The sequence below is a fragment of the [Anoxybacillus] calidus genome (assembly GCF_013760845.1).
GTDB lineage: Bacteria > Bacillota > Bacilli > Bacillales > Anoxybacillaceae > Paranoxybacillus > Paranoxybacillus calidus.
In genome coordinates, this window is sequence record NZ_JACDUU010000004.1 from 221252 (window position 1) to 241742 (window position 20491).

Sequence of the window (20491 nt, forward strand, 5' to 3'; positions counted from 1 at the left end):
AGAACATAGATTGATAGGGCTGACCTAAAATAAAGTGTCAGCCCCTTGTTCTTCATTTTTATTCATCTCCTGCCATTCTAAACGTTCGTTGTATTGACTTTGACAGTAACTCAATAATGCTGAAGCGGCTTTTAGTTGAATATGTTTTAATGGGGAAGTCAAATTTCTTAATGAAGAAAACCATTGTTCATAATTGCGCTTGTCAATCCATTCAACATCCTGAGGAGCATACTGATAGTCTAAGTATCCTTTTCGATTTAAAATCACCTTTTTTACCGGGAATTGTACATGATGTGATTGATAAATTTTTTTAATAATATTTTCTGTTCGATTCAAGGCAATAAGCGGATTTACGATTTTTTTCTCTTGGCTATTCGTTAATTCTGTCCAAAAACGTTCATGCGAACCGATGATAATATTGTCCTCTTTCCCTTCAACAAGGGTGATACACCACGTCATCACCGGGCTCAATAAAATAACTTCTAATTCAATTGGAGCATTCTTCAAGCGAAATACTGGTTTATATAAACATAAATACGTATCAGGAAATCTTTGCAAAAAGTATTTTAAATCTTCATCATCGTAATATTTTTGATCGATCATCGATGTATCCCTTAATGTAGAACTTGCCCACCGAAGCTGCAGATGGAATAGTTTTTCAAGAAACAAGGCTTTTAAATCATCTAACGTATTCGGTTCAGTGGTAAAGGAAAAAGGATCTTCTTCGTTATTCTCCGTTGTACTCTCGTTTGTTCCTTCATCTGGTTGAGAGGAGCGCCTAAACCAATTTTTCAACGTGGAAAAGAACGATTTTTTCTCCTCTAACCATTCCTCTGGCTCCTGCATTTGCACTTCAGATGAATAAAAAGCATCCAGCATCTCATTTTCCCATGCGTATTTTACTTTTTCCCATTGTGCCTTCTTTAGACGAATAAATTCACCCGGATAACGGTAAATATCTTGTTCATATCGTGAAATGTAATCTTGAAGCTTAATTAATTGTCCCACCAAGTCCCCTCCAAAATAAGAGCATTCTCCCTTTTAATATAATCCATATTTCACGAATCCTCTACTGTTATTGCGAAAGCGGACATATTAACAGCGGCTCATATTTCGGTACTCTCTCTAAATGAGTTTGATACAATACAATATGAGACGCAAGAAATGAGGCATTTTCCACTTTTCCTGCCGTCATCGTTCTTATTTTTTCTAATGCAAACTCTGTCTCTCCTTGCCATTTGCGCGCAATTGTAATATGAGGAGCAAACGGACGTTGATCTAAAGAAAAGCCGATATCAATACAAGCGTGATAAACATCCTCTCGAAGTTTACGCAATTTCGGCTCTTCCTTTACCCCTTGCCATAAAATTCTTGGTGCCAAACGATTGCCAAACGTGCTGATTTTATCCAATGTGAGCATGAAAGAACAATGTGACTTTGCTATTTGTTCCATCGCCTGCTTCACTTGCTCTAGCTGGACGGAGGAGGCCTCTCCTAAAAAGGCAAGTGTAATATGGTAATCTTGCTTATGTACCCAGCTGCGAAACGGAAGTAATTCCTTCAGCTCAGCTTGTAACCATGCGAGATGCTCGCTAATCTCTATCGGAATCGGTACAGCGATAAAATAATGATTCTTTCTCACAACCTTGACACCTTCTTTTTAAACGAATAGGATTGTTTCCTAATTTTATCAAATTTCATGTTTTCTTCAAAGTTTTGAAATAAACAACCGTTCCATGTTCATTTTTACAGACAACGATAATAAATTCCTCTCACCTTATAATAGACACATCAGCCTATTACATCTTCCAAGGAATCAATCATTATGAACGGAGAGCTTTTTTCTATCTAGCGTCATAATCGTAAATAAAATCAACAAACCGATAAACGTTAAAATGCTAAAGAATAAATATACACCGCCGACATGCCATCGATCGAGAATATAACCGCCAACAAACGTGCAAAACCAACTTCCTAATCCGTTGCCAACCGCCGAATAAATAGAAACAGCTGTAGCACGCACACCATCAGGGGCTATATCACGAACATACTGCAAGGCAGCGGGAATGAACAAGCCAACTGAAAAACCTTGAGCCATCGTTGTTGCATAAACAAGTGTTAATGACGGTTCAAAAAAATAAAATAGCCAACGGCATGCCGAAATCGAAGCAGCAAATAATAAAATCGGTACCATGCCATAGCGGCGAATGAATGAATCTGCCACTTTCATAAACGGTGCTTCACTTCCCGCAGCCAATAAAAAAGCAATACCAACTCCAGTTAACGTACCACCGATTTCCTTTATAAATACACCAAAATAAAAATTATTTGCATAAATAGGTCCAAACACAAGAAAAGTCGTTAACAAAAACAATAAAAACTTCGGAATCTTAATTAATTTCGCCATTCCTTCGAAAACACGCACTCTCATCGTTTGGCTCTCACGCGGCAACTTCCAGGCAAACAGTGCAGCTAAGAATAAAATAAAAGCGAACAAATAAAAAATCACATCAATAGAAAACATTTCTGATAGCCAGCCGCCGACAAGCACCGAAACAGCAAAACCAATTGCTCCCCAAAGGCGAATCGCTCCATAATTTCCTTTCGACTTTTGCACATAATTAAGTGTAATACTGTCCGACAGCGGTACAATCGCGCTTTGAGTAAATGCTAATAAAGCAGCAATGATGAGAAACCATATGTATTGATCCACGAACGAATAAATCACTCCGATTAACGCTGTCCCAATTAATGTAATCGTCAAAACAGTAACTGGCTTTTGTGTATAATCACTAATCATTCCCCAAAACGGCTGAACAAAAATCATCACGATTGGGCTAATCGACATAATCGTACCAATTTCTGTCCCTGATAGTCCCACTGTCTCTTTTAAATAAACCGACAAGAGCGGAAATAATGAGCCAAAAGCAAAGAACGTTAAAAAGTAAAACAATTGAAATGTCCATTTGCTTTGTTGTTCTCCGTGTTTTAACGCAAATTCCATGATGTTTCCCCCACATTCTTTCATCATAAAAACGAGGCTGTCTCATAAAGGTCTGACTCCCTCAAACCATAACAATATTTAGGGCTTTTTCTTTCCGTTACCCATATATATTGCGGTTGAGGGGTCTTTGTTTTTGAGACAGCCTCTCTCTATATAATACTATACATCATCAAACATATATTGGAAATAAAATCATTTCGCAAGCTCATAAATCGCTTGGGCATAAATGGCCGTCGCTTTTAATAAATCTTCGATAATAATATATTCATCTTTTTGGTGAGCTACATCTGGCCGTCCTGGAAACAGCGGTCCAAAAGCAACACCAGCGTTTAGTGAACGGGCATACGTCCCGCCGCCGATCGAAATTAAAGACGCGCTTTCTCCTGTTTGCTCTTCATATACACGTTGCAGCGTCTTTACAAGGACATGATTTTTATCAACATGATGCGGCTTGGAATCGCTGAAGTTTTCAAGCGTAAATCCGTGCTTTTCACAAACTTGTTCAATCGTTTTCTTCGTTTGTTCAATATCATTCGTTACCGGGTAACGCAAATTTAACCCTAACTTCCCGCCTGTTTCTTGACGATACGATAAAATACCGACGTTAATGGTTAAATCACCGGTAATATCATCTGAATAAGCAACACCAAGAGTACGACCGCGCGAATCTCCGACAAAGTAATCATTGATGAAACGAATAAATGCTTGTGCATTTTGATCTAAAGGTATCTGAGCTAAAAAGCTCACCATAAATAACCCTGCATTTTTTCCGTTGTTCGGCTCCATACCGTGAGCGGAAATCCCTTCGAGCTGCAATGTGACTGTTTCAGACTTAACCACTGCCTGACCGTTTAGGCTGTTCGTATGTAGAAACTGTTCGAAATGCTGTTTGACTTCATCACTTCGTCCGTTTTTCACAAGCAATACCGCTTCAGCAAAATCTGGAACCATGTTATAACGGCGTCCAGATTGGAAGGATTGCAATTGAATGTCACCATCTTCATTTGTCTGGACAGGCTTCTGACACAAATCAAAATCAGCAATTCCTTTTTCTGCATAAATGATTGGAAAATCCGCATCCGGGGCAAATCCCATCGTCGGCATTTCCTCGTGTTTAAAATAATGGTCAACACAGCGCCAATTGCTTTCCTCGTCCGTGCCAATAATCATACGCACCCGTTTATTTAATGGCAATCCTAGTTCTTTCACCATTTTCATCGCATAAAAAGCCGCCATTGTTGGTCCTTTATCATCAATTGCTCCACGGGCATAAATTTTTCCATCGCGAATTTCCGCAGAAAAAGGATCACTTGTCCATCCATCTCCAGGCGGAACAACATCAACATGGCATAAAACCCCAATCAATTCTTCCCCTTGTCCAAACTCTAAGTGCCCTGCCAAACCGTCCACATTTTTCACTGTAAAACCTTCTTCCTCTCCGCGGCGAAGCAAATATTGAAGCGCTTCGTATACACCTTGTCCGAGTGGAGCTTCTTCCGTAGCACTTGCTTCATCAAACACGCTTTTAATGCGTAAAAACTCCTGTGTATCACGAATGAGTTCTTCTTTTCTCTTTAACACTTCTTCCATCCAATTAATTCTCATTATGAATCCCTTCCTTCAAAGTTCTTCCACTGCCAACGTATCATACCCATCCTAAAAATGTCAAAATAATGAAGAAGTATGTAGAACAGCTTACATTTCTTTCATATATATTTATCTTACACTTTGACAAATTCCTAAAATTGTTCACACATTTTTTAATAAAAAGTAAGAAAAGTTTTAAAATTATTCTTTATTTTTGTTATAATGTAAATATCATTTTAACATCAGCATAAGGAAATGCTGGAAATATGTAAATATTTTGTTAATTGTCCAACGTCTGTGGCATTTTTCACTTATGCTCGTGTAAAATGATAGTAAAAGAGACATCTTAAGAAATAATCTCTCATCTAGGTTGAAGTGTGTTGAGCCATGCGAATTACGAATGATAGGGAGTGGTCTTTTGAAACCTTCAACTCATCGGATGCTAACTCGTATTAAATCTGTTTACATGTTCATCAATGAACGTGGAACAGTAACAACACAGGAACTCGTTGATGAATTTGGCATCACCCCAAGAACGATTCAACGAGATTTGAACGTGTTAGCATATAATGACCTAGTTCGCAGCCCAAGCAAGGGCAAATGGACAACAACCAATAAGAGGGTGAAAATGTCATCTTAATTGGGATTCTCTAGAGAAAAAGGTGAGAGGTTATTCAACACGCCAAGCTGTTAGCCTCAACATGCCAAACAGTGAATAATAAAATATTGATATAAAAAGGAACCTACTGCAAAGGTTCCGTTTTTTTGTCGTTACGTTTGTTGAAAGCTTTTTAATAATTCCACTTCCTCATCTGTTAGCTCTCGATATTCTCCAAGTTCAAGCGACTCATCGAGTGAAAGGGGGCCCATTTGAATTCTCTTTAAATAGACGACACGTTTTCCGACAGCTTGAAACATTCGTTTTACTTGATGAAATTTCCCTTCTGTAATCGTCACTTCTACATCAGAGCGAATGCCCGATTTTAAAATCACAAGCTCGGCTGGTTTTGTCTCATAGCCATCATCAAGAACAATCCCTTGACGAAACGCTGTAACATCCGCTTCTGTGACCTCACCATCAATGACGGCGAAATAGGTTTTCGGAACATGTTTTTTCGGTGACAATAACTGATGAGCGAGCTGTCCATCGTTCGTCAATAACAATAGTCCTTCCGTATCCTTGTCTAAGCGTCCAACCGGAAATGGCTCAAAAATTTTATCCTCTTCTTCAAGCAAATCAATAACCGTTTCTTGCGCGACATCTTCAGTAGCAGAAATGACTCCAGGCGGTTTGTTCATCATTAAATATATAAACTCTTTATACTGAACTTCTTCCCCCCACACCGTTACAACCTGCTCATCGGGATTCACTTGCATCTTCGGATCCTTCACAATTACATCGTCTACTTTTACAACGCCTGACTTTAGCAATTTTTTTACTTCTTTACGCGTTCCATAGCCCATATTTGCTAGTAACTTATCAATCCGCAAACTCAATGTTTCTTTCATCCTTTCGTGAAATTTTTGTTTTTTTAGGCATTCGTCTAGTCCGCTTTTATCACTATCACATACACTGCTTAAGAAGAAACAACAGAAAGGAGCTCCTAAGCATGGACTATCGACAACAACAGCAACAACCAACTTATCCTGGCGGCTATCCAGGAGCACCTGGTTACCCAGGAACACCTGGCTATCCAGGAACACCTAGCTATCCAGGAACACCTGGTGGCTATCCAGGAACCTTTGCTGCTCCACCTCCTGTAAATATCGAACGACGCCTTGAACGTATCGAAAGAACACTAGAGCGTCATACAGAACGCTTAAACCGTTTAAACCGCCGTCTTCAACGAGTAGAGCGTCAACTCGGTTTACCTTTTTCTGATAGTTTTTAAAGGCAAAAGAAGGCTGTTACGAAACAGCCTTCTCTTTTTTCTTTCTTAAAAACGCAAAGCGATCGCCGAACAAATACATAAGCAATTCGGAACGATAGCTCATATAAAAATAAGCAGCTGCGCCAACAAGTGCACCAATAAAAACGATAACAATCGAATCGAACTTACCGCCATTATAATGTAAAGCAATCTTCAATACAGGAACAACAACACTTACTACAATACACATCACCGCTGTAAAAATTCCCATTAACAACGTTCGGCGCAAAACGAGGCGGTAACGGTAATTTGCATACTTTCTAATTATCCATAAATTGAATGCCACCGATACGAAATAACCAAGAGTAGTCGCCAAAACAGCCCCGATTGTCGCAAATTTGGTAATGAAATAATAGTTAAAAATGAGTTTTACAAACAATCCGATTGTTAAGCCAATGACGGTAAATCGTTGTTGGTTAATTCCTTGCAATATCGCAGAGGTAACCGAAAAGAGCGCAAATAAAATCGCTGCTGGTGCATACCATCGCAACACTTCGCTCCCAAGTTCATCATAACCGTAAAAGGTGGTATATACTGGTTCCGCTAATAATGCCATGCCGACAACTGCCGGCAATGTTAAAAATAACATTACTTGGAATGTTTGATTAAGTTGTTTTCTTAATAACTTTTGGTCACGTTCAATATATGACTTTGTAATGGCTGGAATTAACGTTAAACTAAAAGACGTCGCCAGCGTAACAGGAATAATGATGAGTTTTTGCACCCATATATTAAAAATCGCATAAGCCTTCTCAGAAATAGCAGCGAGCCCAATGCTTGCCATTGCCCGGTTAAATGTAAATAGGTCAATTAATTGAAAAAGAGGCATCGCCAAGCCGGTAAAAACAAACGGCGCAGCATACATAATCAACTCTTTATACATATCCGACAGTGATGGTTGAAGCTGTCCCTTATCTTTTTGTAACAATTGATCGAAAGCGTCTTTTCGTTTGAACCAATACCAAATTAACACCCCTAAACCGCCTAACGCCCCGACAAATGCGGCAAATGTAGACAAACTGATCGCTGTTACTAAAGAGCCATCTAGCATTTTCAGCACGACATAACAGCTTGCAAGCAAAAAGATGATGCGAACAAGCTGCTCAATGACCTGCGAAATGGCCGTAGGTCCCATTGATTCGTGTCCTTGGAAAAAACCGCGAATCAGACTCATGAGTGGGACGAGCAAAAGGGCAAAACTAACGGCACGAATGACGGTTGTTACATCTGCCACTGTATTTCCATTTCCGCCGTCGTTAATAACCAATGGTGCAATCATTGGTGCAATGGTATATAATATAGCGAATGACAAAAAACCCGTGAAGGACATTAGCAGCAAGCCCGATTTAAACAACCTTCTCCCAACGCGATATTCCCCTAATGCATTATATTTAGATACAAATTTAGAAACAGCAAGCGGAACCCCCATTGTCGCAATGCTAATAAAAATCGTATATGGCACATAACCATAACCGTATAGCGCACCGCCTCGATCGCCGACAAGCGCTTCAAACGGAAACACATAGATTAATCCGAGCAAGCGCGACAGCATAACACCAATGGTTAAAATGAGCGTTCCGCGCAACAATTTTGATGATGACATAACATCCCTTCCTTAGCACGAAAGCTTTTCAAATACTATAGTATTTTACCATATTCCTGTTCAAGTCGAGAAATTTTCTTCATTCGTTTATAATGGAAAGCGATTGAAAGGTTGGTGAATGTAAAAATGAAGTATGATGTGATTGTCGTCGGTGGCGGCCCTTCTGGATTAATGGCAGCAATTGCGGCCGGAGAGCAAGGGGCAAAAGTATTGCTTGTTGATAAAGGGGACAAGCTCGGACGCAAGCTGGCGATTTCCGGCGGTGGGCGCTGCAATGTGACAAACCGCCTTCCTGTCGATGAACTTGTAAAGCATATCCCGGGAAACGGCCGTTTTTTATACAGCGCGTTTTCCGTATTCAACAATGAAGACATTATTCACTTTTTCGAACGTCTTGGTATTCGTCTAAAAGAAGAAGACCATGGCCGCATGTTTCCGATGACGGACAACGCGCAATCAGTCGTTGACGCGCTTGTGAATGAATTGAAAAAACGAAACGTTCATATTCGTGTTAATACTCCCGTCGCCGATGTTGAGTATGAAAACGGTAAAACGGTCGGCATTACGCTAAAGACTGGAGAATTTATCGCTGCTAAAAGCGTTGTTGTCGCTGTTGGAGGCAAATCGGTTCCCCAGACCGGCTCAACCGGTGATGGTTATGCTTGGGCAGAGAAAGCGGGACATACGATTACAGAGCTCTTTCCAACAGAAGTGCCCATTACTTCAGAGGAACGATTCATTAAAGAGCGAACCTTGCAAGGTCTTTCTTTGCGCAATGTGGCGTTAAGTGTACTCAATCAAAAAGGAAAAGCGATTATTACGCACCGAATGGATATGATTTTTACTCATTTTGGCATTTCTGGCCCAGCAGCGCTCCGTTGCAGCCAATTTGTTGTGAAAGAGCTAAAAAAATCGAAAACGAATACGGTGACGATGAGCATTGATGCAATGCCGGACAAAAATGCGGAAGAAATTTTCCAAGAAATTGTGAAATTATTAAAAGCAGAGCCAAAAAAAGCAGTAAAAAACGTGCTAAAAGGATTATTGCCTGAACGATACTTACTGTTTTTATTAGAGAAAAACGATATCGATCCACAGACAACCGCAAGCACTCTATCACACGAAAAGTTGCGCGCGTTCGTGCGTGACTGCAAACAATTTCAATTCTATGTACACGGCACATTGCCGCTTGAAAAAGCGTTTGTCACCGGTGGCGGCGTTTCCGTCAAAGAAATTCATCCGAAAGAAATGTCGTCAAAGCTCATGAAGGGACTTTATTTTTGCGGGGAAATTTTAGATATTCATGGCTACACAGGCGGATATAACATTACTGCCGCACTTGTAACAGGAAGGCTTGCTGGTTTAAATGCAGCCAAACGAGCATTAAATGAAGAATGATGCCCATACGTGTCTGTCTCCCTCCGACCATCACATATTCATACAGCGTTGGAGAAGACAGACACTTTTACTGTCGAGTCAACCACGATAAATAACCATTGCCGAAAAACAATAAACTTGTTCCCCTTCCGACTCCATTGCTGCAACGTCGTATTTAATGTCAACCAGCTGACCTTCTTTCAAACCTGCCAAAAACTTATTGACTGCAGCTTCTAAATCTTTTTCGTGCTCTTCATCAAATATTTTTACTTTATACATTTTTCTTCCACCATCTCCCTGAGCGCTTTTTCATTCAACCCTTTTTGGCAAAACTGAAAGGATATACATTTCATTGATTTTACACGGTCAATAATTTGCCCAAGATGATAAGCAGTGTGCTCGACGAGATGATACAAGCGGTGAATATCGACATTCGAATCAAGGCTATCCATACACTTCATTATTTCGTTTTTCCATTTATCAAAAGTCATTTGAACATGTTCACATAGTTCTTCCGATGACCAGTCAAACTGCGGAAAATATTCTTCAATCCCTTTAGAAAATTGGATCGTTGAATCTGTATACTGCAACGTATTTCTTCGAATATGCTGGCATATATGGAGAACTACTCCACCAATTGTGTTCAGTTCCTTTGCTTCACGCATCCAGAGTTCTTCTTTATTTAAAGCTTGAAGAGCTTGCAACAACTTAGGTAAATAATGATGGTACATACGATGGAAAGAAATGTTTAGAAACACCCTTAATGTTTCGTCCTTTTTCATTGTCTATCCTCCTTTAAAAATATCTTTCTGTATCCCCATCGAAAGTTCCTTCATGCAAAATAAAAAGAGGCGTCTCGACATGATGAGATCGCCTCTTTTTATTATTTTGTCGCTTTTTTAGCTATTTCGTTACCTCCCCATCCCATGCAAGCATGCCGCCGACCATGTTGCGTACGTTGTAGCCCAATTCTTGCAAATAGCGGCATACATTTCCGCTGCGAGCGCCGGAACGGCAGATGAAGATATATTCTTCCTCTTTGTTGAATTCGTCTAAACGGTTAGGAATATCGCCCATTTTAATATGCTTTGCTCCCGGAATCATGCCATGTGCTACTTCTTCATCCTCGCGCACATCGATTAAATTTAATTTTTCTCCGCTCTCTAGTTTCTTTTTTAGTTCTTCCGTTGTAATTTCTTTGATTTCTTCCATTATGAAATCCCCTTTCTAATTATAGTCCCCCACTCATCATCGTGAGGGACTTTTTTTATGTTAATTCGCTACAATATTCACTAGTTTTCCTGGAACGGCAATGACTTTACGAACGGTTTTTCCTTCGATTTGTTCTTTAATTTTTTCGTCTTCCATTGCGATTTGTTCTAATTGCTCTTTAGAAGCGTCTGCTGGCACATGCAATTTCGCGCGCACTTTGCCGTTGACTTGCACGACGATTTCCACTTCGTCCTCTACTAGTTTTGCTTCGTCATATGCTGGCCATGATTCATAAGCAATTGTATTCGTATGCCCAAGTTTTTCCCACAATTCTTCGGCAATGTGTGGGCAAACCGGAGATAACAATTTTACGAAACCTTCCATGTACTCTTTTGGCAGAACTGGGGCTTTGTACGCCTCATTAATGAATACCATCAATTGTGAAATAGCTGTGTTGAAACGAAGCGATTCATAGTCTTCTGTTACCTTTTTCACCGTTTGGTGATATACGCGCTCTAGCGTGTCCGTTTCAGGATTATCAACGATTTTTGGATTCAATTCCCCGTTCTCTTCAACGAATAAGCGCCATACACGATCAAGGAAACGACGAGCACCGTCTAAACCTTTTGTTGACCAAGCGATGGATGCTTCAAGCGGCCCCATGAACATTTCATATAGACGCAATGTATCCGCACCATGACTCTCGATAATATCGTCTGGATTGACAACATTTCCTTTTGATTTACTCATTTTCTCGTTATTTTCACCAAGAATCATGCCTTGGTTAAATAGCTTTTGGAACGGCTCTTTAGTCGGCACAACTCCAATATCGTATAGGAATTTATGCCAGAAGCGAGCATATAACAAGTGAAGTACGGCATGCTCCGCACCACCGATGTAAATATCAACTGGAAGCCATTTTTTCAACTTCTCAGGATCAGCAAGCTGGTCAGGGTTGTGCGGGTCAATATAACGCAAGTAATACCAGCAGCTTCCCGCCCATTGCGGCATTGTGTTTGTCTCACGGCGTCCTTTTTTACCAGTTTTCGGATCTACTACATTTACCCACTCTTCAATGTTCGCCAGTGGAGACTCACCTGTGCCAGACGGTTTAATTTCATCTGTTTTTGGAAGCATTAAAGGAAGTTCTTCTTCCGGAACCGGTGTCATTGTGCCGTCTTCCCAGTGAATAATCGGAATTGGCTCGCCCCAGTAACGTTGACGGCTGAATAACCAGTCGCGAAGACGATACGATACTTTCTTTTCTCCTTTGCCGTTTGCTTCTAGCCATTCGATCATTTTCTTAATCGCTTCTTCTTTGTTTAAACCATTTAAGAAGTCAGAATTGATATGCTCTCCGTCTCCTGTGTATGCTTCCTTTGAAATGTCGCCACCAGCAACGACTTCTTTGATTGGTAAGTTAAATTTTTTCGCAAATTCGTAATCGCGTTCATCGTGAGCAGGAACAGCCATAATGGCCCCTGTGCCGTAGCTCATTAATACATAGTCGGCAATCCAAATTGGTAATTTTTCACCATTGACTGGATTAATCGCATAGGCACCAGTAAATACACCTGTTTTTTCTTTCGCTAAATCCGTGCGCTCAAGGTCGCTTTTGCTTTGAATTTGTTCTAAATACGCTTCGACTGCCGCTTTTTGTTCAGGTGTTGTAATTTTTTCCACAAGTGGATGTTCAGGCGCTAATACTGTATAAGTTGCGCCAAATAATGTATCTGGACGAGTTGTAAACACCGTAAACGTTTCATCATGACCGTCAACCGCAAAATGAACGTGCGCTCCTTCTGAACGGCCGATCCAATTTCGCTGCATTTCTTTAATGCTTTCCGGCCAATCCAACTCTTCTAAATCTTCAAGCAAGCGGTCTGCATACGCTGTAATGCGAAGCATCCATTGTTTCATCGGCTTGCGAATCACCGGATGACCGCCTCGTTCACTTTTGCCATCAATCACTTCTTCGTTCGCAAGAACCGTTCCTAATGCCGGACACCAATTGACCGGTACTTCATCCATGTAGGCTAATCCTTTTTCATACAACTTTAAGAAAATCCATTGTGTCCATTTGTAATAATTCGGATCGGTTGTATTGATTTCACGATCCCAGTCATAAGAGAATCCTAATGATTTAATTTGTCGACGAAAATTATTGATGTTTTTCTCGGTAAATTCCGCAGGATCATTTCCTGTATCTAACGCGTATTGCTCAGCAGGTAAACCGAACGCGTCCCATCCCATTGGATGAAGAACATTATACCCTTGCATGCGCTTCATGCGCGCTAAAATATCAGTTGCCGTATACCCTTCTGGATGACCAACATGAAGTCCCGCACCGGACGGATAAGGAAACATATCGAGCGCGTAAAATTTACGCTTACCGTCATCTTCTGTCGTCTTAAATGTTTTATTTTCTTCCCAATACTTTTGCCACTTCTTTTCAATCTCACGGTGATTGAAACTCATTTTCTTTCCTCCTATCTGTCTCTTTCTATTGACCATTGTTAACAAAAAGATGAATGAAAAAAACCTCCCGCCCTAAAAAAGGGACGAGAGGTTGAATTTCCCGCGGTACCACCCTATTTAGCATACAAAAGCGTATGCTCACTCGAATCCTTAACGCAGATTCACGGCGAACATTACTAGGCGCTTGGCCGTTTACGTTCGCAACTCAAAGGCGAGTTCGTGAACAAACTTCGGTTGACTTGCACCGACCGTCAACTCTCTGCATTCCGTTTTGTTCACTACTACTCCTTTTCACCGTTATTTGTCAGTATTTTTTTATATTATTTTAAAAAATTTGTCGGATTGTTGCAAGTCAAGAGAGAAAAAATCGTTCCAACCATCAAAACAAGCCTAGATGACGATTTGTTAATTTTTATTATATGAACATTCTTTGAATAAGTGTTATCTCAAATCTTCGCCCACATTTCTTCTGGGTTTAATTCATAAATGCCGTTTTCACGGTACATGTAGTTATTGATGATAAACTCACGGCGGATTGTTGCATAATCGTCATAGAAACGTTTAATGTACTCATTTAACTCTTTTTCCTCGTACTTTCTGCCTCTTTGCAAACCTTTCAACATATGTTCAAGCACAATCAACTTTTTCTTCCGCTGAGCAGGAATGTTTTTTAAACGACCGTCGTTTGTAAAAAAATTTTCAATCACTTTTTGCCGCTCTGTGATCGCCTCTTTCATTTCTTTTTTCACCTCATTTTGTTCCGTTAAGTCGGCTAATGCTTTTGCATAATGCTTTACAACAGACTCATTCAAATAAAAATAAATCGTATTGCCATCACGCCGCTGATAAACGATATTCACCTCTCTTAGTTTATTTAAATGATGCGTAATGGTTGGTGGGGTTAAACCTAACTTCCCAGCAATCGCTTGACCATGCAGCGGCCCTTCTGCGAGCAATTTAATGATGCGAAGACGTGTCGGATCGCCAATCGTTTTATAAAACGATACGAGACGGTTTAATTGCATAACAACCTCCAATTAATTCGATAATTATCTAATTTCATAAAAATCTAATTAGATTATTATCTAATATAAAATTTTTGTCAATCAATTCATCAACAATAAAAAACACCCGGATGAACCGAGTGTTTTATCCGATTGTAGCTGTCTCTTTTTCTTGTTTTGTAGCCCGCTTTAATTTGCGATCATATATCGCCGTTGTAACAATAGAAATGAGCAAAAAGCCAATCAGCATCAGAAACAATTGTCTCATCCCCGCCATATCCACGATAAAGCCGCCAAGGACGGGACCGACCATTCTTCCTGCTGTTGCTGCACTGTTCACAAACCCTTGGTAAAAGCCTTCTCTTCCTTCCGGCGCCAAATTGCTGGCAACAGTCGGAATCGCGGGCCATACAAGCATTTCCGCAATTGTCAAAACGACCATTGCCAACACAAAATCCGAAAACGAATTTGCCGAGAATAAAATGAAAAACGAAACAACAAAAATCGTAAAACCGACTAACATTTGCCGCTTCAACCGACGTATCCAACGATTTAATACTAATGATAACAACGGTTGCGCAAGAACAATAAGTGCACCATTAACCGTCCAAAGAAGGCTGTATTGCTTTAAGGTAATGTTAAGCTTTTGCGTATACGCGGCAATCGTTGTCGACCATTGCACATAGCTGAGCCAACATAAAAAATAGCCGATGCAAAGCGTAAGAAGAGCGTGCCAGTTTGCCAAGTTTCCTGCATTTGCCGCCAACGTCCGCGTTTCTTTTTGTTGATGTACCTTCACCGATTTTACATCCTTCAATCCCAAATATATAATCAGAAAAAAGATGATGTACATGAACGCGTTTGCCGCGAAAATAAGATCAAAAGAGTAAGACGCAACCACCCCTCCAAGCGCAGAACCGACAGCGACGCCGATATTTTGCGCCACATATAACGCGTTAAATGCGCGTCTTCCTCCCTCAGGCCAAATCGCTCCCGCATAGGCGTAGGAAACAGGGAAAATGATGCCGACGCCAAAGCCAATCATCGTTAGAAAAATCGCATAATGCGGCCAATCGTGGAAAAAGACGAGTGCAATTAGGGTCATTAAAGTAGTCATTATTCCAAGCATCATAGACTTAAAGCCGCCGATTTTATCAAAAAGCGCACCGCCAATTAAATTTCCGATTACACTTGCCCCTGAATTCATCATCAATACGAGTCCAGCAATCGACATTGATTTTCCTAGATGCTCATGGACATAAATGGCGTTTAAAGGCCATAAAAAAGATGACCCTGTTACATTGATGGTCATTCCGATAATAAGTACCCAAAGAGCACGGGGCATATGTATTCCTCCTAAAATTATTTCGAGTTCCAAAATAAATTGTATTCGTTTGAATAGGTAAGCGCAACGAAAAACACATCTCTTTACAATTTTTAATAAAAAAGAGTTTGCCGCACTTACGACAAACTCTTTCTATATTGCTATTCGACACGCTGCTTCGATTTTTGCGGCTGTCCGCCCGTTTGCTCGTATGCTTTTTTCGCCTGTTTGACAGGATCAAACTCTTTTCCTATTTCAATGTCGTTATTATTGACACCGTTTCGCGTTTTTTGTTCCGGATTGTTTTGCTTAGAACGTTTCTTCATTAGTTTTCTCCCCTTATTAATGGTCTAATAAAACCATTTCGTTTTGTAATTGTTGCAATTGTAAGCGCATACGGTGCAATTGTTCACGCTGTTGCGCATTACAGCTTAATGCTAAATGTGCAAGCTCATTATTCGCCTCTTCGATCATTTGTTGCGCTTTTGTATATTCCGTATCGTTATAATGTTCTTGTTTTTGTGCTTCCGTATATTGCTCTTTTGCATAGCGAATTACGTCTTCGCAACGCTGAAGAAATTCATCGACTGATTGCCGCGTAGCCATAATTGTTCCCTCCAACTAACAAATTAAAAAATGTCTTCATCAACATATAGTTTGTTCGTTTATTTCCCCTCTATCACGTGAATTATTGGTAAATCTTCAATTTCATTGAGTTTCGTTTTAAAATCGTGTTACAATGTTAAGATGGTACTATTTAAAGTAAGGAGGGAACTGTCTTGGAACAGTTAAACCCCTTTCCATATGCACATGACAATAAACGCTATCATACATGGAACTATCACTTGCGCCAGACGTTTGGACATAAAGTATTTAAAGTGGCTCTTGACGGTGGGTTTGATTGCCCGAACCGTGACGGTACGGTGGCATATGGCGGATGTACATTTTGCAGCGCGGCAGGTTCAGGCGATTTTGCTGGCGACCGCGCCGATGATTTAGAAACACAATTTAAAAAAATCAAGGAAAAAATGCATAAAAAATGGAAAGACGGCAAATATATCGCTTACTTTCAAGCGTTCACCAATACACACGCACCAGTTGATGTACTTCGTGAAAAATATGAAACAGTATTAAAACAAGAAGGGGTTGTCGGCTTGTCCATCGCCACTCGTCCGGATTGCCTTCCGGATGACGTCGTTGAGTATTTGGCGGAATTAAATGAGCGGACATATTTATGGGTCGAGCTCGGCTTACAGACAGTGCATGAACGAACAGCTTTATTAATTAATCGTGCCCACGATTTCGAATGTTACGTAGAAGGTGTAAACAAACTTCGTAAGCATGGTATCCGCGTCTGCTCGCACATCATTAACGGTCTGCCGCTGGAAGACTACGACATGATGATGGAGACGGCAAGAACGGTCGCCAGCCTCGACGTACAAGGAATTAAAATCCACTTATTGCATCTTTTAAAAGGGACACCGATGGTAAAACAATACGAAAAAGGAATGCTGCAATTTTTATCATTTGAGGAATACGTCAATCTTGTATGCGATCAATTAGAAATTCTTCCACCGGAAATGATCGTTCACCGCATTACCGGCGACGGACCAATCGATTTAATGATTGGACCGATGTGGAGCGTAAACAAGTGGGAAGTGCTAAACGCCATCGATGCGGAATTAAAGCGCCGCGACAGCTATCAAGGAAAATTCTATAAAAAAGAAGTGGTGAAACAATGAAACTGGCACGCATCCTTCCTTTCGCCCGTACATTAATGGATTTAGCTGTTCAAGAAGGCGATATCGCCGTTGATGCGACAGTGGGAAACGGGCATGATACGCTTTATTTAGCGCAGCGCGTTGGAAAAACGGGGCACGTGTTTGGCTTTGACATTCAAGCACAGGCGATTGAAAATACGACAAATCGTTTAAAAGAGTATGGAGCAAGCGAACAAGTCACATTATTTCAAGAAAGTCACGATCAACTTATTGAAAAAATCCCTAAACATTATCACGGCAAAATTACAGGTGCCATTTTCAATCTCGGATATTTACCGGGCGGTAACAAACAAATTGTCACAAAACCAGACTCGACGATTCGCGCTGTCGAACAGCTTTTAGAAATCATGGCGCCTGAAGGAATTATCGTGCTTGTTATTTATCACGGACATCCTGAAGGCGCCGTAGAACGTGATGCATTGCTTGAATACGTCCAAACATTAGATCAGCAAAAAGCCCATGTACTTCGTTATCAATTCATTAATCAAGTGAACAATCCCCCGTTTATCGTGGCGATCGAAAAACGATAAAAGCCTTTTGCCAAGAAGCAAAAGGCTTTCAATTTGTTGATAACCCTATTGAATAAGCAGTACGAAAAAGAAGTTTTTTGAATTTCTTTTTCGTTAATTATTTATTAATTTTAAAAGTTAAAATTTTATGATCGTTAAGTTACATTTATCATCTAAGCAACTAATTACGTTAAGACATTGGCACTTGAGGAATAATTTTACCTTCGATGCGTTCAAAGATGTCATCTAAATCGGTACCAGTTATGGTTAAGCCATGGTTTTTAAGACCAATAATCGCTCTAGAAGGCTCCTCCGAATTCCTCACAAGTTCTGCTACTGTTTTTGCAAGTTCAATCGTTCCACATGGATAATTAATCTCTGTAGCCCTTATGCCGTCCATCCAAGCATGAACATGTACAATCGCTCCTACCTCCGGGTGTTCTTTATAAATCATCCAGTGTTCAATCGCGTCAACAGATGCCCTTTTTGGTGTTATATTCGGAGGAACGCTTACTTTCATGGCATTTTTATCAGGATCATACCCCCTTATTAAAAGAAAATCTTCGCCAACCGTTTTCATATCTGCTTTGTTAATTCCGCTTGCACTCATCCAAAAGCTTTCACTGTCCCGTCTGGCACTGAGGTTTCCATAGCTTAGTCCTCCTATTCCGTAAAGTTTTTTTAGATGACGCATATCACGAGGTGTAAGATATTCCTCCAATGGAAATGGAGCAGGGAGTAAATTCATACGGTCAAGCTTTTTTCCAGATTCGCTTAATGATTTCGTAATCTCATCGCCGTTCCATATTTCTTCTGGAAGATCATCATAAAAATCATTGTCAATCACTAACTGGGAAGCTGCAAGCGGTTCTAATCTTTCATAAATACGTTTAAAAAATTTTTCTTCTTCTCCTTTTCGATACGTCAATTTGTAAAACCCTTGTTCAGGTGTAAGAAAATAAATATCCGTTGTTTCATCATCATTATGTAAGATATACATCAAATGGTTGGCTAAAGATCTGATTAAATATGGATAGGCTGATTTGTGAATGTTTTCGGATTTTTCCGATGTTTCCATAACAGAAACGACAAACGTTGCCTGAGCCTTCCTCCGGTAAGGCCGTGGTTTTTCAGGATCAATAAAATGAAACACAAGTTTAATATTTTCTTCAGGAACGTAATAATACGTATAACCTCTTGACAAAAACTCCCCTATTATTCCTTCTGCAAGCCAATTTAAAAAAGGGGTTTGCTTGTTTCCACTAATGGTGAAAGTTCTCACGCTGTTTCCCTCCAAATAGTTCTTTGTTTTTGGTATTAAAAAAAGGAGTTAAGGTTCGAATACCACTTTCATGGTTGAACCTTTTCCTTTGTTAATAACCGTTTGTAAGGCATCACGATAATTTTCCAAAGGAAAACGATGTGTTACCAATGGGGATAAATCTACCTTTTCATTACGCATTAATTCAATGGCAATTTGTAACGTTCGCATCTTCTTTCCTCGATATTCATCAGTACTGTATGCAAAGCTTCCTTTAATATCCAGCTCATTAAACCAAACGGTTGTCCAATCGACACCGTCAATGATCCCTGCTAATCCCAACAGAACGACTTTTCCTCCATGTCTAGTAAAACGGAGCGCATCGTTTATACTTTGTTTATTACCGACACATTCAAAAATAAGATCGGCTCCACCTTGTACGACCGGATCACCAAAGAGCGGCTCTAACACGCTTGCATGAAGAGATTTGGCTGTTTCGTAAATATAGTTTTTATTTTTTGTAAGATAAATGATTTCATCTGCACCATAGTGGGAAGCAAGTTGCGCTTGAAAGGCGTGTTTGGCCAAAACGACTATTCTGCAAGGAATTTCAAGTGCTCGAATAGCAGCGACAACGCAAATCCCTATTGCACCTGCTCCAATGACCAATACCGTATCATCCTTTTTCGGAGGATTCCGCAAAACCGCATGCAGGGCACAGCTAAAAGGCTCTACCAACACACCGTTTAAATCATTTACATTATCAGGAAGATTCAATACTTGACTTTTATGTGCCACAAGATAAGATCCCCAGCTTCCGCCGGTGTCACGGCAAGTGCCTATTAACATCCCTGGTGAAATTTCACCTTCGGTCATAAAATGACAAAGGCTATAATCCCCCCGTTGACAATTAGGGCAAGGATCTGCAATCCCTCTTGTTATACATGATAATATTGGATCAATGACTACCCGGTCTCCCACATGAATGTTTTCCACTTTTGAACCAACTTCTTCAATCGTTCCTACCACTTCATGTCCAATCGTAAATGGAAAAGACGCAAACGGAGAAGTGGTTGGACTATCATTTAAAAGGATAAGATTTAAGTCACTTCCACAGATTCCTCCGTACTTTACCTTTACTTTTACCCATTCATCGTTTGGAAGTTTGGGCACTTCTACACGGCGTAATCGAACGCAGGATAATCTCGAATTCCAATAAAAAGATTTTGAAAGTTTCCCCATCATTTTACTTAAAACATACCGCGGTACACTGTATTCAAATTGAATGGAATTCATTTTTACATCACCTACATTATATGGAACATTTTTCATAGTAAGTATAATTTATGCTTTAGAGTAGAAAATATACATAACAACTGATTTAAATAACGTTTTCCTTATAAGGTAATTAGGTGAAGAA

At 40.1% G+C, this 20491-nt stretch carries 21 protein-coding genes and 1 other annotated feature; of the genes, 5 read left to right on the plus strand and 16 right to left on the minus strand.

The annotated features are described in order from the left end of the window. Positions 1-24: 24 nt before the first annotated feature. The 4 genes from HNQ85_RS10010 to pepV form a co-directional block, all read right to left on the minus strand. A complete protein-coding gene (locus HNQ85_RS10010; RefSeq protein WP_181537604.1) occupies positions 25-1008 on the minus strand; it encodes an NERD domain-containing protein in 984 nt (327 codons plus the stop codon). 67 nt (positions 1009-1075) lie between these two features. Continuing rightward, complete coding sequence (thpR, locus tag HNQ85_RS10015; protein ID WP_181537605.1) at positions 1076-1642, minus strand: RNA 2',3'-cyclic phosphodiesterase; 567 nt, start codon at positions 1640-1642, stop codon at positions 1076-1078. A gap of 174 nt (positions 1643-1816) precedes the next feature. Next, positions 1817-3004 (minus strand): MFS transporter, encoded by a 1188-nt coding sequence (locus HNQ85_RS10020; protein ID WP_181537606.1) that lies wholly within the window; start codon positions 3002-3004, stop codon positions 1817-1819. A gap of 192 nt (positions 3005-3196) precedes the next feature. Beyond that, a complete protein-coding gene (gene pepV / locus HNQ85_RS10025) occupies positions 3197-4609 on the minus strand; it encodes a dipeptidase PepV (RefSeq protein WP_181537607.1) in 1413 nt (470 codons plus the stop codon). A 400-nt stretch (positions 4610-5009) separates the two neighbouring features. Here pepV and HNQ85_RS10030 point away from each other — a divergent pair, with 400 nt between their 5' ends. Continuing rightward, the gene (locus tag HNQ85_RS10030; RefSeq protein ID WP_181537608.1) at positions 5010-5231 is read left to right on the plus strand and encodes a DeoR family transcriptional regulator; all 222 of its coding nucleotides are present in this window, start codon (positions 5010-5012) and stop codon (positions 5229-5231) included. A gap of 131 nt (positions 5232-5362) precedes the next feature. On the opposite strand, the gene HNQ85_RS10035 is transcribed toward HNQ85_RS10030, so the two are convergent. Beyond that, complete coding sequence (locus tag HNQ85_RS10035; protein ID WP_181537609.1) at positions 5363-6088, minus strand: pseudouridine synthase; 726 nt, start codon at positions 6086-6088, stop codon at positions 5363-5365. Between the two features lie 113 nt (positions 6089-6201). Between HNQ85_RS10035 and HNQ85_RS10040 the strand changes: the two genes are divergently transcribed. Next, entirely contained in the window at positions 6202-6483 is a 282-nt protein-coding gene (locus HNQ85_RS10040; protein ID WP_181537610.1) for a hypothetical protein, read from the plus strand. Between the two features lie 16 nt (positions 6484-6499). Here the strand turns inward: HNQ85_RS10040 and HNQ85_RS10045 are convergent, their stop codons facing one another. Beyond that, positions 6500-8125, minus strand: coding sequence for a putative polysaccharide biosynthesis protein (locus tag HNQ85_RS10045; RefSeq protein WP_181537611.1), 1626 nt, complete (start codon positions 8123-8125; stop codon positions 6500-6502). A gap of 126 nt (positions 8126-8251) precedes the next feature. Here HNQ85_RS10045 and HNQ85_RS10050 point away from each other — a divergent pair, with 126 nt between their 5' ends. Beyond that, the gene (locus HNQ85_RS10050; RefSeq protein WP_181537612.1) at positions 8252-9523 is read left to right on the plus strand and encodes a BaiN/RdsA family NAD(P)/FAD-dependent oxidoreductase; all 1272 of its coding nucleotides are present in this window, start codon (positions 8252-8254) and stop codon (positions 9521-9523) included. 78 nt (positions 9524-9601) lie between these two features. Here HNQ85_RS10050 and HNQ85_RS10055 read toward each other — a convergent pair whose 3' ends face one another. The 8 genes from HNQ85_RS10055 to HNQ85_RS10090 form a co-directional block, all read right to left on the minus strand. Continuing rightward, a complete protein-coding gene (locus tag HNQ85_RS10055) occupies positions 9602-9781 on the minus strand; it encodes a sporulation protein Cse60 (protein ID WP_181537613.1) in 180 nt (59 codons plus the stop codon). Continuing rightward, positions 9769-10284, minus strand: a complete 516-nt coding sequence (locus HNQ85_RS10060) for a hypothetical protein (protein WP_181537614.1) — start codon at positions 10282-10284, stop codon at positions 9769-9771. Before HNQ85_RS10060 ends, HNQ85_RS10055 begins: the two co-directional genes overlap by 13 nt. Before the next feature lie 121 nt (positions 10285-10405). Then, the gene (locus tag HNQ85_RS10065) at positions 10406-10714 is read right to left on the minus strand and encodes a rhodanese-like domain-containing protein (RefSeq protein ID WP_181537615.1); all 309 of its coding nucleotides are present in this window, start codon (positions 10712-10714) and stop codon (positions 10406-10408) included. Positions 10715-10774: 60 nt separating this feature from the next. Then, positions 10775-13192, minus strand: coding sequence for a leucine--tRNA ligase (gene leuS, locus HNQ85_RS10070; RefSeq protein WP_181537616.1), 2418 nt, complete (start codon positions 13190-13192; stop codon positions 10775-10777). A gap of 76 nt (positions 13193-13268) precedes the next feature. Further along, positions 13269-13496 (minus strand) — a binding site (T-box leader). Between the two features lie 142 nt (positions 13497-13638). Then, positions 13639-14217 (minus strand): DUF2087 domain-containing protein, encoded by a 579-nt coding sequence (locus HNQ85_RS10075; RefSeq protein ID WP_181537617.1) that lies wholly within the window; start codon positions 14215-14217, stop codon positions 13639-13641. Between the two features lie 124 nt (positions 14218-14341). Continuing rightward, complete coding sequence (locus HNQ85_RS10080; RefSeq protein WP_181537618.1) at positions 14342-15541, minus strand: MDR family MFS transporter; 1200 nt, start codon at positions 15539-15541, stop codon at positions 14342-14344. Positions 15542-15681: 140 nt separating this feature from the next. Beyond that, complete coding sequence (locus tag HNQ85_RS10085; RefSeq protein ID WP_181537619.1) at positions 15682-15846, minus strand: glycogen biosynthesis protein GlgD; 165 nt, start codon at positions 15844-15846, stop codon at positions 15682-15684. Between the two features lie 16 nt (positions 15847-15862). Then, complete coding sequence (locus tag HNQ85_RS10090; protein WP_181537620.1) at positions 15863-16126, minus strand: YtzC family protein; 264 nt, start codon at positions 16124-16126, stop codon at positions 15863-15865. A gap of 173 nt (positions 16127-16299) precedes the next feature. Here HNQ85_RS10090 and HNQ85_RS10095 point away from each other — a divergent pair, with 173 nt between their 5' ends. Both HNQ85_RS10095 and HNQ85_RS10100 read left to right on the plus strand, forming a co-directional pair. After that, the gene (locus tag HNQ85_RS10095; protein WP_181537621.1) at positions 16300-17262 is read left to right on the plus strand and encodes a TIGR01212 family radical SAM protein; all 963 of its coding nucleotides are present in this window, start codon (positions 16300-16302) and stop codon (positions 17260-17262) included. Then, positions 17259-17831 (plus strand): class I SAM-dependent methyltransferase, encoded by a 573-nt coding sequence (locus HNQ85_RS10100; RefSeq protein ID WP_181537622.1) that lies wholly within the window; start codon positions 17259-17261, stop codon positions 17829-17831. The genes HNQ85_RS10095 and HNQ85_RS10100 overlap by 4 nt, the downstream gene beginning before the upstream one ends. A 169-nt stretch (positions 17832-18000) precedes the next feature. Here HNQ85_RS10100 and HNQ85_RS10105 read toward each other — a convergent pair whose 3' ends face one another. After that, positions 18001-19092, minus strand: a complete 1092-nt coding sequence (locus tag HNQ85_RS10105; protein WP_181537623.1) for a class II aldolase/adducin family protein — start codon at positions 19090-19092, stop codon at positions 18001-18003. Positions 19093-19140: 48 nt separating this feature from the next. Continuing rightward, positions 19141-20367, minus strand: coding sequence for a zinc-dependent alcohol dehydrogenase (locus HNQ85_RS10110; RefSeq protein WP_181537624.1), 1227 nt, complete (start codon positions 20365-20367; stop codon positions 19141-19143). Positions 20368-20491 lie beyond the last annotated feature (124 nt).

Bases quoted from the DNA above. Each gene is read 5' to 3' on its own strand.
- HNQ85_RS10090 (WP_181537620.1), bottom strand. From the start codon at position 16,126: ATGGCTACGCGGCAATCAGTCGATGAATTTCTTCAGCGTTGCGAAGAC.
- HNQ85_RS10100 (WP_181537622.1), top strand. From the start codon at position 17,259: ATGAAACTGGCACGCATCCTTCCTTTCGCCCGTACATTAATGGATTTA.
- HNQ85_RS10040 (WP_181537610.1), top strand. From the start codon at position 6,202: ATGGACTATCGACAACAACAGCAACAACCAACTTATCCTGGCGGCTAT.
- HNQ85_RS10050 (WP_181537612.1), top strand. From the start codon at position 8,252: ATGAAGTATGATGTGATTGTCGTCGGTGGCGGCCCTTCTGGATTAATG.
- leuS (WP_181537616.1), bottom strand. From the start codon at position 13,192: ATGAGTTTCAATCACCGTGAGATTGAAAAGAAGTGGCAAAAGTATTGG.
- HNQ85_RS10045 (WP_181537611.1), bottom strand. From the start codon at position 8,125: ATGTCATCATCAAAATTGTTGCGCGGAACGCTCATTTTAACCATTGGT.
- HNQ85_RS10060 (WP_181537614.1), bottom strand. From the start codon at position 10,284: ATGAAAAAGGACGAAACATTAAGGGTGTTTCTAAACATTTCTTTCCAT.
- HNQ85_RS10020 (WP_181537606.1), bottom strand. From the start codon at position 3,004: ATGGAATTTGCGTTAAAACACGGAGAACAACAAAGCAAATGGACATTT.
- HNQ85_RS10080 (WP_181537618.1), bottom strand. From the start codon at position 15,541: ATGCCCCGTGCTCTTTGGGTACTTATTATCGGAATGACCATCAATGTA.
- HNQ85_RS10075 (WP_181537617.1), bottom strand. From the start codon at position 14,217: ATGCAATTAAACCGTCTCGTATCGTTTTATAAAACGATTGGCGATCCG.
- HNQ85_RS10065 (WP_181537615.1), bottom strand. From the start codon at position 10,714: ATGGAAGAAATCAAAGAAATTACAACGGAAGAACTAAAAAAGAAACTA.
- HNQ85_RS10085 (WP_181537619.1), bottom strand. From the start codon at position 15,846: ATGAAGAAACGTTCTAAGCAAAACAATCCGGAACAAAAAACGCGAAAC.
- pepV (WP_181537607.1), bottom strand. From the start codon at position 4,609: ATGAGAATTAATTGGATGGAAGAAGTGTTAAAGAGAAAAGAAGAACTC.
- HNQ85_RS10110 (WP_181537624.1), bottom strand. From the start codon at position 20,367: ATGAATTCCATTCAATTTGAATACAGTGTACCGCGGTATGTTTTAAGT.
- HNQ85_RS10055 (WP_181537613.1), bottom strand. From the start codon at position 9,781: ATGTATAAAGTAAAAATATTTGATGAAGAGCACGAAAAAGATTTAGAA.